General features: G+C 68.2%; 10 protein-coding genes and 7 pseudogenes. 8 read left to right on the top strand and 9 right to left on the bottom strand.

Annotated elements, in window-relative coordinates; translation table 11 throughout:
- Nucleotides 1-15: 15 nt before the first annotated feature.
- The 3 genes and pseudogenes from ACWDEN_RS33415 to ACWDEN_RS33405 form a co-directional block, all read right to left on the bottom strand.
- A pseudogene (locus ACWDEN_RS33415) lies at nucleotides 16-717 on the bottom strand (IS5 family transposase); the annotation flags it as partial.
- A 407-nt stretch (nucleotides 718-1,124) separates the two neighbouring features.
- The gene (locus ACWDEN_RS33410) at nucleotides 1,125-1,679 is read right to left on the bottom strand and encodes a hypothetical protein (RefSeq protein WP_450861572.1); all 555 of its coding nucleotides are present in this window, start codon (nucleotides 1,677-1,679) and stop codon (nucleotides 1,125-1,127) included.
- A 592-nt stretch (nucleotides 1,680-2,271) separates the two neighbouring features.
- A pseudogene (locus ACWDEN_RS33405) lies at nucleotides 2,272-3,035 on the bottom strand (helix-turn-helix domain-containing protein).
- 323 nt (nucleotides 3,036-3,358) lie between these two features.
- On the opposite strand from ACWDEN_RS33405, the pseudogene ACWDEN_RS33400 reads away from it, so the two are divergent.
- Nucleotides 3,359-3,691, top strand: a pseudogene (locus tag ACWDEN_RS33400) (alcohol dehydrogenase catalytic domain-containing protein); the annotation flags it as partial.
- A gap of 277 nt (nucleotides 3,692-3,968) precedes the next feature.
- Nucleotides 3,969-4,169: pseudogene (locus tag ACWDEN_RS33395) on the top strand (zinc-binding dehydrogenase); the annotation flags it as partial.
- 308 nt (nucleotides 4,170-4,477) lie between these two features.
- Here the strand turns inward: ACWDEN_RS33395 and ACWDEN_RS33390 are convergent.
- Complete coding sequence (locus ACWDEN_RS33390) at nucleotides 4,478-5,455, bottom strand: winged helix-turn-helix domain-containing protein (protein WP_450861570.1); 978 nt, start codon at nucleotides 5,453-5,455, stop codon at nucleotides 4,478-4,480.
- 385 nt (nucleotides 5,456-5,840) lie between these two features.
- Between ACWDEN_RS33390 and ACWDEN_RS33385 the strand changes: the two genes are divergently transcribed.
- Together ACWDEN_RS33385 and ACWDEN_RS33380 are read left to right on the top strand one after the other, a co-directional pair.
- Nucleotides 5,841-6,239 carry a hypothetical protein gene (locus ACWDEN_RS33385; RefSeq protein WP_351617038.1) on the top strand — a complete coding sequence of 133 codons (399 nt, stop codon included), beginning with the start codon at nucleotides 5,841-5,843 and terminating at the stop codon, nucleotides 6,237-6,239.
- Between the two features lie 282 nt (nucleotides 6,240-6,521).
- Nucleotides 6,522-6,665: a hypothetical protein gene (locus ACWDEN_RS33380; RefSeq protein ID WP_351617089.1), complete on the top strand. Its 144-nt coding sequence runs from the start codon at nucleotides 6,522-6,524 to the stop codon at nucleotides 6,663-6,665.
- A gap of 5 nt (nucleotides 6,666-6,670) precedes the next feature.
- Here the strand turns inward: ACWDEN_RS33380 and ACWDEN_RS33375 are convergent.
- Together ACWDEN_RS33375 and ACWDEN_RS33370 are read right to left on the bottom strand one after the other, a co-directional pair.
- A pseudogene (locus ACWDEN_RS33375) lies at nucleotides 6,671-6,854 on the bottom strand (hypothetical protein); the annotation flags it as partial.
- Between the two features lie 209 nt (nucleotides 6,855-7,063).
- Complete coding sequence (locus ACWDEN_RS33370) at nucleotides 7,064-7,219, bottom strand: hypothetical protein (protein ID WP_351617036.1); 156 nt, start codon at nucleotides 7,217-7,219, stop codon at nucleotides 7,064-7,066.
- A 148-nt stretch (nucleotides 7,220-7,367) separates the two neighbouring features.
- On the opposite strand from ACWDEN_RS33370, the gene ACWDEN_RS33365 reads away from it, so the two are divergent.
- A complete protein-coding gene (locus tag ACWDEN_RS33365; protein ID WP_351617034.1) occupies nucleotides 7,368-7,856 on the top strand; it encodes a DUF4265 domain-containing protein in 489 nt (162 codons plus the stop codon).
- An 89-nt stretch (nucleotides 7,857-7,945) separates the two neighbouring features.
- Entirely contained in the window at nucleotides 7,946-8,143 is a 198-nt protein-coding gene (locus tag ACWDEN_RS33360) for a hypothetical protein (RefSeq protein WP_351617031.1), read from the top strand.
- A 13-nt stretch (nucleotides 8,144-8,156) separates the two neighbouring features.
- Here the strand turns inward: ACWDEN_RS33360 and ACWDEN_RS33355 are convergent.
- Nucleotides 8,157-8,489 (bottom strand): annotated as a pseudogene (locus ACWDEN_RS33355) (ATP-binding protein); the annotation flags it as partial.
- Between the two features lie 387 nt (nucleotides 8,490-8,876).
- Here ACWDEN_RS33355 and ACWDEN_RS33350 point away from each other — a divergent pair.
- On the top strand, nucleotides 8,877-9,296 hold the full coding sequence (locus tag ACWDEN_RS33350) for a DUF4232 domain-containing protein (RefSeq protein ID WP_450861567.1): 420 nt from the start codon (nucleotides 8,877-8,879) through the stop codon (nucleotides 9,294-9,296).
- Nucleotides 9,297-10,040: 744 nt separating this feature from the next.
- A pseudogene (locus ACWDEN_RS33345) lies at nucleotides 10,041-10,367 on the top strand (NUDIX domain-containing protein); the annotation flags it as partial.
- 155 nt (nucleotides 10,368-10,522) lie between these two features.
- Here the strand turns inward: ACWDEN_RS33345 and ACWDEN_RS33340 are convergent.
- Entirely contained in the window at nucleotides 10,523-11,425 is a 903-nt protein-coding gene (locus tag ACWDEN_RS33340; protein ID WP_450861565.1) for a bile acid:sodium symporter family protein, read from the bottom strand.
- A gap of 17 nt (nucleotides 11,426-11,442) precedes the next feature.
- Nucleotides 11,443-12,777: a Dyp-type peroxidase gene (locus ACWDEN_RS33335; protein ID WP_450861563.1), complete on the bottom strand. Its 1,335-nt coding sequence runs from the start codon at nucleotides 12,775-12,777 to the stop codon at nucleotides 11,443-11,445.
- Between the last annotated feature and the right edge of the window lie 14 nt (nucleotides 12,778-12,791).

Below are 12,791 nucleotides of genomic sequence, written 5' to 3'. Positions count from 1 at the left end.
GGAGACCACGAAGGTGTTCTGCCAGGCGTGGGTGCGCTCCACGTGCCAACGCTGACTGGCCTGGATGGGTGCCTTCTCGCCTTTGTGCGCGATGCGGCCGTGCAGGCCGCGTTCGTCGAGCACCGTGCGGGTCTGTCCGAGTCGTAGCCGGCGTCCAGGCTCACGGTGACGTCGTCGGGTAACGGGCCCAGCTCGTCCAGGCGGTCCAGGGTCGGGGGCGAGCGGCGGGGAGTCGTGGCGGTTGGCACCGGCCAGGACACGGCCCAGCGGAATGCCGTATCCGTCCGTCATTCCCGAGCGTTTCAGGCCCTGTTTGCCGCGGTCGACCGGGGAAGGCTCGGCCACCTCGCCGCCTCCGGGAGCCTTTGTGATGGAGCCGTCCACGGCGATCTGATCGAGGACGAGGCTCACGATCCGGTCGTAGGAGTCGAGCGCGATCTGCTTGAGCCTGGCGAATAGGCCCAAGTTGTATGCGCTCGTCGCGGCGGCTGCGGACCGTGGTGGCCGAGCAGGTCGTGTCGGCGATCGCCTCGTAAGAACAGCCGAAGCGCAGCAGCTGCAGCATCTTGTCGAAGACGATCCGGTCGCTGATGCGTCGGCGGTGGCAGCCCAGTGGATGGTCCGGGTGTACTCCGGCCGCTCGGGCAGCAAGGCCGCGAATAGGTCCCAGAGTGGTTCGGTGAGCCATGATGGCAGTGCGGGCGCAGGTCTCCCCAGTGATCACAGAGCATCGCAACTCCATGATCACCGGGATCTGTGCCCGTTCTGTTGCCGGTGTCCCCAACCGTGTCTATCCGCGCGACCTCCTACTCCGACGCCAAATCCTCCTCTCAGACTAAGCATCGTCACCCTTGGCGACCGGACCACAACAAGTGGATCAGAGCCGAACGAACTGGCCGCTGACAGCCGGTCATCGGACTCAACCCCCGATTGGGTGGAGTCGCGCTCGGTGCCGGGCGGGTCGCCGGCGGGAGCCGGTGCGAAGACCACGAACTGTCGGTGATCTCCGCGAGAACCCCTGTCTTGTGCGCTTCGCCCGGACTGCGGCAGCCGCCACTGCCTTCGCCGCCCTCCTCAAATGATCGCGGAGTTGGGACAGGATGTCTGGCGGACTGAGGACAGGCTCAGCCGCTGGCTTGTGAAGTGCCCAAAGACCGGGCGAAATCAGCAAGAGCCCGGAAGTCGTCCTCGCGAAGACCGACCCGCGGGTTGACGTGGTGGAGAAGTCCACCGGCACGGTGGTGGGCGGTCACGTACGCCTGGTCCAGATCGCTCTGTTCATCGTCCACCCAGGCGAAGGGGCGGCCGTTGGCGTAGTCCACCAGGGGAGCAGTCTTCCAGTGAACGCCGTCGGGACGGTCTTGGAACAAGGTGTCGCCAAAGTCGACGTACGGGAGTTCGGGAAGGCCGAGCACCGGGGCGATCCACCGGTTGGCATCCGCCGTCCATGTGGTGGCCCAGCACAGCTCGTAGTCGAGCCGGAGCAGGTCTCGTCCGTGCTCTGGATTGAGCCAGACGCGCAGGGGGCGCCGACGGAGCGAGAGTTCTCTGTGTTCCTCCGGAGTCCCACTGCCTTGGGGCACCCTGAGTGTGGTGTAGCCGTCAGGGCGCTTCTCCGGCTTCGCCGCATAAGGGTTGAGGGGCCCATCCACGTCGAGGAAGAGCAGTGGTCGGCTCACAATCTCCCCCTGACCTGCTCAATACCGGCTGCGCGAGTGGAAGCCTAGCTGAAGCGATCGTCGCGGCGTCAGGCCGACCCGATGTGGTGATCACGGCGTCGTAGGCGTGATCACGGCCTCGGAGCCGTTCTCATCCGGTCCTGGTCCCGGCGGAGCCCGGCGACCAGGGAGTGCGGCGCGGGCAGGTCGTCGGCGAGGACGCGGTCCATCCAGACGGGCGCCGTTGGACACCTGGATCATCGAGGCGGCTACGGGGCAACCAGCAGCTCCCTGACGCGCACGTGCCAGTGATGGCGCGGCTCACGGCGCAGTCTGCCGAGGAACTCGACCTACGGCAGTGGGCGCCCTGCTCGCGCGCGACAGGCACGCGTGCGGCGTGACCGGCCTGGCAACCTCGCCGCCCTGCTGCCACCGGGCGCGAGTAGTCCCCAAGGCCGTCGTCGGGGCTGTGGTGTGCGCGGTCGTGCGGATGCGCCGCTGGCGGTCCGCAACTGGACGTTCAATTGCAAGGGATCAGTGGCCGTATGCGGCGAGCGAGCGCATGACGGGTTGGCGGTTCGGCCGCTGCGCGGGGCTGTGCCGGGCGGATCGGCTACCGCTCGAGGAGTTCGGCCAGCATGGCGCTGGTCGCTTGATCAGCCGGCAGGAACGCCTCAAGTCGTAGTTCGGCGATGGTGACGTCGATGGCGGTGCCGAAGTGGATGAGCGTGGTGATGAGCCTTAGCTCCCTGTCGTTGGCCGGATCATGTGCCCCGAGGCGCAGCGGTACGGCGAAACCGAAGTGGTGCGGTGACTCGCGCGGACGTGGTGGTGCAAGGTCGGTGAGTTCGCAGGCAGGCGCTGGAGTTGGTCGTCTGGATTGCGCACGCTCTCGGCCTGGATGCGGTCGATGATGGGCCACGCCCACTCGTCGAGGTTGACGATGCGTGGTGCGAGGCCCTGCGGATGCAGCAACAACCGGGGCACGCTGACCGGCGTCACGAGCAGATGCGGGGCCACACCGGCGGTGAGCGCGTGGAAGGCGGCGTTGGCCGAGGCGAGGTCACCGTGCCGGTCGACGACCACCGCCGGGTACGGCAGGTGGCCGTGCAGGATCCGTTCGAGGGCGGTGCGAATCGGTTCCAGTTGAGGGTCGTCCAGGCGGGTCTGCGGGTAGACCGGTGCGAATCCGGCCGCGAGGAGCAGTTCATTGCGCTCGCGGATCGGCACCTCCAGGGATTCGGCCGGCGGGATGATCATTGATCGGCCGGGGGCCGACCGTCCGCTCTCGATGAAGCTGACGTGCCGCTGCGTGGTTCCGGCGCGCATGGCCAGTTCCAGCTGGCTGACGCGTCGCCGAGTGCGCCACTCACGCAACGCGTCGGCGAGCCCGCCTCAGGTCGATTCGCTGATCATCCGTCTTGTGTAACCCGCTCGGCTCCTGATCCGCGATTCCCTGCGAGGTATTGCCGCGCGACAGCCGGCGCAGCAGGGTCGTTGCCGCACGCCGACCATTCGCGACCGAGGGGAACATGCAGAGCGCCGCCGCGCCGCGTAGTTCAACTGGGAGATGGCACCCCGGGACGGTGGTGAGGTCGCCTGCGTTGGGCTGGAGATCCTCATGCTCGGCCCCGACGGCCGCATCGTCAGCGAGTACCAGTTCATCGAATGATGACCGCAATGATGGCGATACTCCATCGATGGTGTGCAGCTACCACGTCAGCACCGGCGGGGGGACTGATGGCCTGTCGCTGCGAGCGTACGAACCACGCACACCCAGGGAGGGGAAGGTCGCGGTCGCGGTCCACGCCACCTCACTCAGCTACCGCGAACTTCTGGTGCTACGAGGGCAGTACGTGCTACCCGTCAAACCGGACGTCATACCGGTCTCAGACGGTGCCGGGGAAGTCGTCGCCGTTGGGCCGGATGTCCGGCGGGTGCGCCCAGGCGACCGCGTCACCGCGGCACTGTTCCCGCGGTGGCTGGACGGCCCGCTGGAACCGGCATACCTGCCGCAACTCGGTGGCTCGCTCGACGGAATGCTGACCGAGCCGGCCATCCTCTCCGAGGACGCCCTCGTGCCCATCCCCGACCATCTCTCCTACGCCGAGGCGGCAACTCTACCCTGCGCCGCCGTCACGGCATGGAACGCCCTGACCGGCGACGGCCGCGGAATCCAGCGCGGACAGACCGTGCTGACCACCGCCTCCGGCGGCGTGTCGCTGTTCGCGGTGCAGTTCGCCAAACTCCTGGGCGCGAGAGTGATCGCCACGACAAACCGCACGGACAAGGGAACAGCGCCTTCGCGATCTGGGAGCCGACGAGGTCATCAACTACCGCGACATCCCGAACTGGCACACCGCGACCCGCGAAATCACCGCCGGGCGAGGGGTCGACCGCGTCGTCGACACCGCCGGAACGCTGGAGCAGTCGCTGAAGTCAGTCGCCGTCGACGGACATATCGCCTTCGTGGGGGGCGCGTCCGGCAACTGGCCACCGGTCGACCCTCGTCTGCTGTTCGGCGTCGCCGCTACGGTCCGGGCGTTGGCCGTCGGCAGTCGCCCTCAGTTCGCCTCAACCCGGGTTCAGTGTTGGGTACCCAGACCATGCACCAGGCGTCGTCCCACTCGCAGCCGCAGGGATGGTCGGGGTGCTTGCGGCCAGGGTTTGCGGTTGACGCGGTTCGGTTGCCTGCGAGCAAGAGGACACGCAGCCAGCCTCGGCATCACGCGGCCGCACAGGGACCACAATGGGCGGGGGACGACGCCCACCACGGCCTGTTCTGCGTTTCGAAGGCTGCCCCCGCAGGCGCCCGCCACTCACCGCGCGAGATCAGCGGCCTCGGTTGCGCTGCTCCCGCTGATGAGCACCAGCCCAAGTGGCGTGCAGGTGTGCCAAACGGCTTGGCCTTCGCGTTGGCTGACAATCAAGCCCGCATGCCGAAGCGCCTTGGCGTGCTCGGAGACGGAGGACTTGCTGATGCGGAGGTCACGTGCCACCTCGGTGGTGGTGCGCTGCCGGGTGAGCAGGGCCAGGATGGCGGACCGGGTGCGTCCCAGGAGGGCGGCTACCGGATCGTTGGTCGCGGGTTCCTCCAGCAGCGTCAGCGGAGTCACCGCGCGGTACACCAGCAGCGCAGGACGGTGGGGGTAGTCGCCGACCAGAGGCCGGCCGGCCCAGGACGCCGAAGGCAGCAGGGTGATGCCGCGCCCGTCCAGGTGGATCTCACGGTCCTCGGGGGAGTCGATCTCCAGGACGGCTCCGCGCCAGCGGATCCCGGAGGTCAGACCGGCCAGCATCGCGCGGATCCCGTGCCGGGCGAGAATCTGCGCGCGCCATGCCTGCTCCGCGTCGAACCCGGAGGTGATTCGGTCCCAGGCGGGGGCCAGGAGACCGTTGTACCCGGCGCGTACCGCGTCTTGAAGCAACTGCCAGGCAACTTGGTCCTGTTCGGCGAGGTGGACTTTCCACGGAGTCTGCGGGCGACCGGCGGCACATACACGTTGCAGTTCGGCGCGCACGAACGCGGTGGGGCTCGACCGGACCTGGTCCAGCCCGTCATCGAGCCCCCGGCTGAGGGGGTCAAGGAACAGCGGTCCCTTCCCCGTCGGCGGTACGAGTTCCAGAAGAGGGCGTGCGGTGCGCGGGAAAGTCCGGAGCGTTCGTTGCTGCCATCGGGAGAAGACCGGGTCGATGCCCTGATGTTGCAGCATGGCTGTGGCAAGGACCAGTTCCATCAGCGGTGCCGGAGCCGGCGCCAAGGTGACCCGCAGAAGGTCCTCCAGCGTGAAGTGCACGCAAAGCATCGAACTCCCCTGGGTCAGCTGGCGTCAGCCTGCACCGGAGCTGCACTGTTCGGGCAGGACCGAATCCTTTGCGGCGCTCCGGGCGGACTGCCGACCATGGAGTTGTACGGAGCTTGCCGAGTCTCGACCATCAGAGGCCGGAGCAAGAAGGCGTAAATCGGACGCCGTCCCTGAAAAGCCTTTAGGCCACAGCGGCCTCAGGCAGTGGTCGGAGCCAGGCCGATGCCGGCGGGGGAGTCCGGACGGGGATGGGTGATCGATCCGCTGGGCGGCATCGATGCTTGGGCCGGCTCCACCTGCCCGACAGCAACACGGTACTTCGCGAATCTGGTCGGGTCGGGCACACCGTCGAACGAGAGGAAGCAGAGGAAGCATCATGAACGGCACGCGTATCCGCAAGGTGGCGGCGACCGCCATAGGTACCGCATTGCTTCTCACCGGCATGACCGGTGCGCTCGCCACTCAGGCCTCGGCTTCGCCGAGTGCCTCGTACATCGGTGACGGCTACCCCAACAACATCCATGGGGTCTGGTGCGTTCAGCACCTGGTCAACGACGTGGCACAGTCGAAGGGCAAGGGTCGCCCATTGCCGGAAGACCACCTCTGGGGACCCCAGACGAAGAAGTGGGTCGAGTGGTACCAGGGAGTTTCGGGTCACGGTCTGAGCCAGGACGGCATCGTGGGCAAGGGCACCGGCGGCTGGCTGCTGCTCGACGGGGACAGCTACTACGGCGATCGCAACTACTGCTACAACTACGTCCCTTCGTACTTCTGACCGGTCGGCGGCCGTCGGAACCCTGATGTCCCGTGGAACGGGGGACGGAACATCGTTGTCGGCAAGCCGCCAGGCTGAGAAGGCGGACTTTGGGGTATACCTCGGGAATCTCCTTCACCCCCAGCAGGTGCCCAGGTTGCCTGTCCCTGTGCGGCCGAGCATGTGCAGGACCTCAAAGCCGGCGCCCTCCCCGTACGCTCCAAGGACGCGTCCTGGACGCGGGGGAGTCCGTCCAGGTCGAGGATGCACCGGACCGCGGCCGGGTCTCGGAGCCGGTCACGGATGTCCTTCGATCCGGTCGGCGGCGGCTGGGACGGGGAGCCCGTCGGCAAGGGCGTCTCCTGCTCGGTGGTGAAGGAACGGGAACGCGTGGGTGCGCCGCGCCCGGCCAGGAAGGGCGGGGCGCGGCGCGCACGGGGACTCTGATACTGGGTGGGGGTGTCGGTGACCACGAGGAACTGGTCGCCGCGCAGGTCCATCACGACCCGGGCGTCCGGCCAGCCTTGGGTGCGTCGAGCGGCGGCGTACTCTTCCGCCGGCCAGGAGCCGCGGGAGCCTCCGGCCGGGGAACCGCTCGAGGGCGGTGCGCCGGGGCTGAGGCTGGGTGGGCTTCATTGTCGCCTCCCTGGGGGCGTGGCTGGTGGTCACGGGGCGGTGTCCTCGGAGGCGGGAACGTCGCCGACCACGTCGTCCGTCGCCTGTGTGACGGCGGGACGGTTTTCGGGCCGGGTCGCGTTGAGGACTGCGTTGGTGAGGTTGATCGGGTCCGGCCCTGGCGGTGGTGTCGGGTCCGAGACGGCGGGGAAACCCTCTATTTGCGCAGATCAGACGGCAGCAGTGACGCCATCCGGGTCGACACCGCGCAGGGCGTCGAGGACGTACGCGTCGAACCGGGTCTGGTGCTGGGCGGCAACGGCCAGATCAGGGGCGCGGCTGCGGGCGTAGTGGAGCGCGGACGGGCTGACGTCAGCTCCGGCCAAGACCTGGTCGACGGTGTCGCCGGCCCGGCGCTTCGAGCGGACCGGACCGGACCGGTCCCACTCGGGCTGCCTGCACCCCGCCGACAACAGCAGTGACGGGCTCCGGCATCATGGCAGACCGTCGGGGCTGGTCATCGGGGGAACCGTCATGCAGTTCGTCGTCCATGAGCAACCGGTCGGACGCGCCTCGACCAACTACATCGCGCGCGCCGACCTGGCGCCCTTCGGCCTGGACGGACAGGTCGAGCAGCTCTGGCTCAGGGCGGTCAACGACGGGAGCTACGAGGTCGCCTGCATTCCCTTCTCCACCTACGGGATCGCTCTGGGTGACGTTGTGGTGCTCAACGACGACGACTACGTCAGCGAGGTGGTCAGGAACTCTTCGCATCGCACGCTGCGGCTCCTGTTCACTCCTGATCTACCGCCCGCCGATCTCCAGAAAGCCGCTGACGAGATCAAGACCGAAATCATCGCGGCAGACCTTCTGAGTGAGTGGAACGGCGCACGCTTCATCGCTGTCGACGTCCCGCCCGACGCCGAAACCTCCAGACTGTTCGCCGTCATGGAGGCAGCAGTCAACGCCGGCCACGCATTCTGGGAGTGGGCTGACGCAATGCCGTTCGTCAGCCCTTCGTGACAGCTGCGCTCTGCCGCACACCCACCGAGTGCCTGTCCTTGGTGCAGAGTCCGGTGGCAACGCCCGCGTTCGCTCCCTACAGTCAGCGCATGGCCACCGAGGACGAGCGGGTGCCCCAGTGGATGGGCGCCGGCATCACTCGGACAAGGCTGAGATGGTCGTTGAAGCGCGGCCGGACGACCCTCGGCCTCCACGAGACCGTTGAGATCCTCGCTCGGCACCGCGACGAGCAGCTGCGCACCGGCGTCATCGACGCAGCGGACCGGTCCTGGTCCTTCACTCTGTAGTTCGACGCCACCGGGAATGGAGGACGAAGTGCCGAACTGAGATGGTGGCATGCTGGGCAAGGCCCATGCTGATCTCGCGCCAGTACTGCTCGACCAGGACCGTCATGGGCACCACCAGAGTGCAGCCGATGCAGTCGAGTACGCGGCGGGCGGTCTCGACTACGAGCGGCCGCCATGGCGGCCAGTGCTGGAAGTTGTCCGTAGCGGGCAGCCCCGGTGTGATGTCCATGAGCGTCTCGCTCACCTTCTCGGCGTCGAACACCCGTGAATCCGGGATCAGCTGCTGCACGAGCCCACTGGTCGTCGTCTTGCCTGCGCCATGGGTTCCGTTGAGCCATACGATCACGAGCCGCCTTCGCCGACTCCGGTGCCGAAGGCGCAGCGGTGGGCTTGCCCGGGGTCGTTGGGTGACGACGATCCACCTGGGGGCGTCAGACTCGGGAACCTTCATGCAGGCGCGTGCATCTCCCTGACCGGGAGGCAGAAGTGGGGGCACCCAGCCTCTGCAGGGATGCGTCACCAGGGGGATGTACTCATGGCACGGCGAACAGCGGTGGTCTCCGCGATCAGCCTGGCAGTGGTTGTGGCTGCTGCGGCATGCGGTCCAGAACACCGTGTTGCCGCGCGGCCAACCTCGGGACCGTCACGGACGACAGCGCCGGCCTCTGAGCCGTCACGGACGTCCGCGTCGCCCTCGGCCTCGGCAGCCGTGCGGTCAGGTGCCGCGTGCGCCATGAAGCAGTTGCGGTGGAGACTGACGCGCCTTGCCGACAAGTCGAGTAAGGCGCCGACGGCTCTGCTGAGCGCGACCAACACCAGCACCGCACCCTGCGCCTTCAACGGCTACCCGGAGCTGCACGCTTACGCGGGCAAAGGGCCGGCCGTCTGGTCGGAGCCGAAAGCGAAGGCGCCGGTCCGGCTGGTGCTGGATCATGACAAGACGGTCGACTTCCCGCTCTTCTACCTTGCGGCCCCTGCCGCAGACGGTTCCTGCTCCATCCCGGTCGAGGACGACCCACGCATCGAGGTTCTACCACCGCACCCCGCGCACACCGACTACGGCGCATCCCTGCACATCACCGACCCACAGGGCAGGCATGTGGTCCCGGTGTTCTGCGACACCGTTCACGTGGGCGCACCCCGGATGCGGTAGACGGCGCAAGGGGCACAGCAGACCCGCCGGGGGCCGGCCGCCAACGGGGTGGGGGCGCGTCGGTCGGGCATTGCGTTCTCGTTGATGGGTCAGTGCCGAGCAGGTCGGGTCGGCCCTTCACCTGCAGGTGTCGCCTCACACTCGATTATCGGTACACATGTTCGAGAAGTGTGCGATCATGGTACCGTCGGCCGTTGACCGCAGTCGACTGGTTGCCGTCTCGCGGGCGGCCTGGGGGAGCGCATCGGGGGGTGCGCTGTGAGCTTGACTGGATCATGGGCGTCCACGTCTGTTCACAGGTGGTGGCCTGTGCGTCGGATGATCCTCGCAGGACTTGCTGCCGAGTTCATCGGCTGCCGGGGCGCCCAGTGTGCGCGGGCGGCGACCGTCACCGGCCACCAACATCGCATCCATCGTGGGTCGCTGGGCATCCGTAGGCGCACGGCCGCCTCCGCGGTCGTGCCCTCGCCTCCGCGACATTAACGGTGACCGCACAGGGTGCCTGATCAATGGCAGCGATCAGCCGCCCCGGCTGAAACGCCGACACCCGGAAAGTTCACGTCGCTACGGAGTCCTCCGGTCCGCGTCGCATGGCGACAGTGGTCTGGCTGGCGATCGAAAGCCGTAGTGACCGACGGACCTTCCTACGTGCAAAGGCCCGGCCTCGTGCTCTGCATCGGCCGTCAACCACTTGCGTGGCCCAGGGCTCATCGAGCCCTCCGAGCCTGCATGACCCACCCGTCCGTCGGCAAGAGCGAGCCCGGTGAGCCGATCACCGAGACCGCGGTGCGCGAGCTGTACGAGGAGACCGGCCTGATCGTGAAGCCGGAGTTTCTCAAGGTCGCCCACATCATTCACGGTGCCTGGGGCGTGGAAGCCCCCAACGGCTTCGTCACCGTCGTCTTCACAGCCCACGAATGGACCGGCGAGCCCGAAAACCGCGAACCACGCAAGCACGCCCACGTACGCTGGGTCGATGCCGAGGCCATCCCCCGGGAATTCGTCGATACCACTGCCAGCGCCCTGTACCGCTACCTCAGCGGTGGTCTTCAGGTGTCACTCGACGGATGGAAAGAGTCGGAGGAGCGCCGGGGGCCCTGGGCCGCTGGCCACGGTTGTCGTCGGATCCGGAACCAGCTCGCGGACTCCGGCTGCACGTGCGGGTGCAGCTCTTCGCCGCCTCTCTGGCCGCCCAGTCCATGCTGTCGGCCTTTGCGGGAAGCGAATCACTGAGTGGCCGCCTGATCAGCGAGTTCCTGCGGCGTCTCCGGAGCACTCCTGCGCCTGCTGAGCAGCGTGGCGATCGGGAGGGCTGCCGCGAGGCCGCTGAGGAGGATCGCGGCGAGTGCGCCCAGGACGGCGGGCTGGTCGGCGAAGGCGAGGCCGATGGCGGCCAGGGCCGGGCCTGCGTTGCGCACCGAGGCGACGCCGCCCATGGTGGTGCGGCGTGTCATCGGGCCGGTGGCCAGCAGGGTTCCCAGGGCGAAGGCGAAGACGGCGAGCAGGAAGCCCGCGAGCAGGGCGAGTGAGCCGAAGAGGTCGGCGACGTCGTGCCAGCTGCCGAGCAGCATGCCCGCCAACACGATCAGGAACGTGATGTTGGAGACCGCGGCTGCCGTGGGGTGCCATGCCTGTGCGGTGGGTTCGGCGTAGCGGCGCATGAGCAGGCCGATGGCGAAGGGGACGAGTTGCAGGAGCGCCACCGTTCGCACCAGCGCGCCGACGTCGAGGGAGACCTTGGTGCCGATGTCTGCGGCGGTGAGGATGGCGTTGGCGGTGGGGGCGAAGGTGAGGCTGCCGAGGGAGGCGAGCAGTACCTGCATTGCCGCGCCCGCGACGATGTCGCCCTGCTGGATGGTCGCCAGTTTCGCCCCGAAGGGGCCGCCGGGGGAGGAGGCGATCAGGACGAGGGCGATGAAGGCGGCCGAGGGGAGACCGAACAGTGCACCGATGCCCCAGCCGAGCAGCGGGATGACCACCATGTTGGCGATCAGTGCCAGCAACAGCAGGGGGACGTCGGCGAAGACGCCACGCAGTGCCGGGACGGTGGCGCGCAGGCCGGCGGCGAACATGGTGGCCGCGATGAAGATGACGGTGACCGAGTTGAGGACGAGATGCAGGGTGTCCATGGCGCTTGTCCGCCCGGTCAGTCGTGGAGGTCCCCGAGCCAGCGCAGGGCGCTCAGGCTCGGCAGGAAGCAGTACTCGCCTCCACAGGTGACGACGAACCGGGGCAGCGGGGCCAGGCGGCGCCGCACGGGCCGTCGGGGGATGGTGTAGCCGGTCTGCCCCTCGGCGGCGCCGACGACGGGGTCTTTCGTGTTGCCGGCCCCGAAGAAGACGCCGTCGTTCATCCACTGCGACTGGACGAACTCGAACTGCCGGCCCAGGTGGGCGCCGATGAACGCGAACATCAGACCGCGGTCCGCTCCGTCATCCTTCAGTACGCCTTCCGACAGCGGCGGTCCGTAGACGGCGCCGCGCCGGATCATGCGGTGCAGCCGTACCTCCCCGGCCACCGAGGCGTCGCGCGGGTTGGCCCGGCGGATGTGGCAGCTGCCGGGCGTGGTGAATCCCGTCGGGTCGTCCTGCTGGTACAGGAAGGTGTTGCGGCGGTGGGGGTCGGTGCCGAGGCCGGGATCGTCGTGCCGCGGGGCGAGCGCCAGTGGGGCCCCGCTGCGCCAGCGGCCCATGATCTTCGCCGCAATCAGCTCCTCGTCCTCGGGGCCGGCGGAGTTGTCCCTCAGATACCGTCTGAACTCGGCGACGTCCTGGTGGAGCTTGCGGAAGACCGCATAACTGCCGTTGCGCCCGAGCACGGCCGGCTGAGGCGTCTGGACACCGCCGATCTCATCCGGGTAGCCGAGCACGAACTCGCCGCTCTTCAGGGGCGCTTCCAGCCTGTTGGACCCTGGGATGCCGCTGCCTTCCACGGCTGGATGGCTGACGCCGTCGAGGTAGCCGAAGTGTTCCTTCCCGGTGGGCAGCGCGTAGCAGTCCTGCCTCCAGATGGCCGTCACGCCGGAGAGACGCTCGTAGGCGGGACGGGCGCGGTCGATGGCCGCCTCCAGGCGAGGGGGGTCGGGTGCGATCGCCGTGATCACCACATGGACGTCGCGGGTACCGAGCGGTGCTTCCCAGTGCTGTGGGCTGCTGTCGCCCTCGTCGCGCAGCGCTCGTGCGCGTGCCGCCATGCCTTGCCGGAACTCCCAGGCGAACGACTCCAGCGATGAGCGTGGCACGCCCAGGGCCTCAAGGCCCCAGCAAGTAACGGCGACACTGACCCAGGTGTCCCCCAGGGGACTGGAGGTGTCGGCGGCGGAGGTCACCGCCGCGCTCGCCCGCCGCATCAGCTCCCGGCCCTGGGCGCGGTCGTCGATGCGGAAGACGAGGTACGTCGCCGCATACGGGGTGGGGCGTGGGCTGAGGACCCCGCGCTGGATGTCGTCGACTTCGAGTGTGACGTGGGTGGGTGCGCTCACGTCGGCCTCCCTGC

The sequence above is a fragment of the Streptomyces sp. NPDC001153 genome (genome assembly GCF_053598315.1).
Note: the sequence above shows the minus strand (reverse complement) of the source record. Positions and strands in the feature narration are given on the sequence as shown.

Bases quoted from the DNA above. Each gene is read 5' to 3' on its own strand.
- ACWDEN_RS33385 (WP_351617038.1), top strand. From the start codon at position 5,841: ATGAACGGCACGCGTATCCGCAAGGTGGCGGCGACCGCCATAGGTACC.
- ACWDEN_RS33380 (WP_351617089.1), top strand. From the start codon at position 6,522: ATGTCCTTCGATCCGGTCGGCGGCGGCTGGGACGGGGAGCCCGTCGGC.
- ACWDEN_RS33365 (WP_351617034.1), top strand. From the start codon at position 7,368: ATGCAGTTCGTCGTCCATGAGCAACCGGTCGGACGCGCCTCGACCAAC.
- ACWDEN_RS33360 (WP_351617031.1), top strand. From the start codon at position 7,946: ATGGCCACCGAGGACGAGCGGGTGCCCCAGTGGATGGGCGCCGGCATC.
- ACWDEN_RS33350 (WP_450861567.1), top strand. From the start codon at position 8,877: ATGAAGCAGTTGCGGTGGAGACTGACGCGCCTTGCCGACAAGTCGAGT.
- ACWDEN_RS33340 (WP_450861565.1), bottom strand. From the start codon at position 11,425: ATGGACACCCTGCATCTCGTCCTCAACTCGGTCACCGTCATCTTCATC.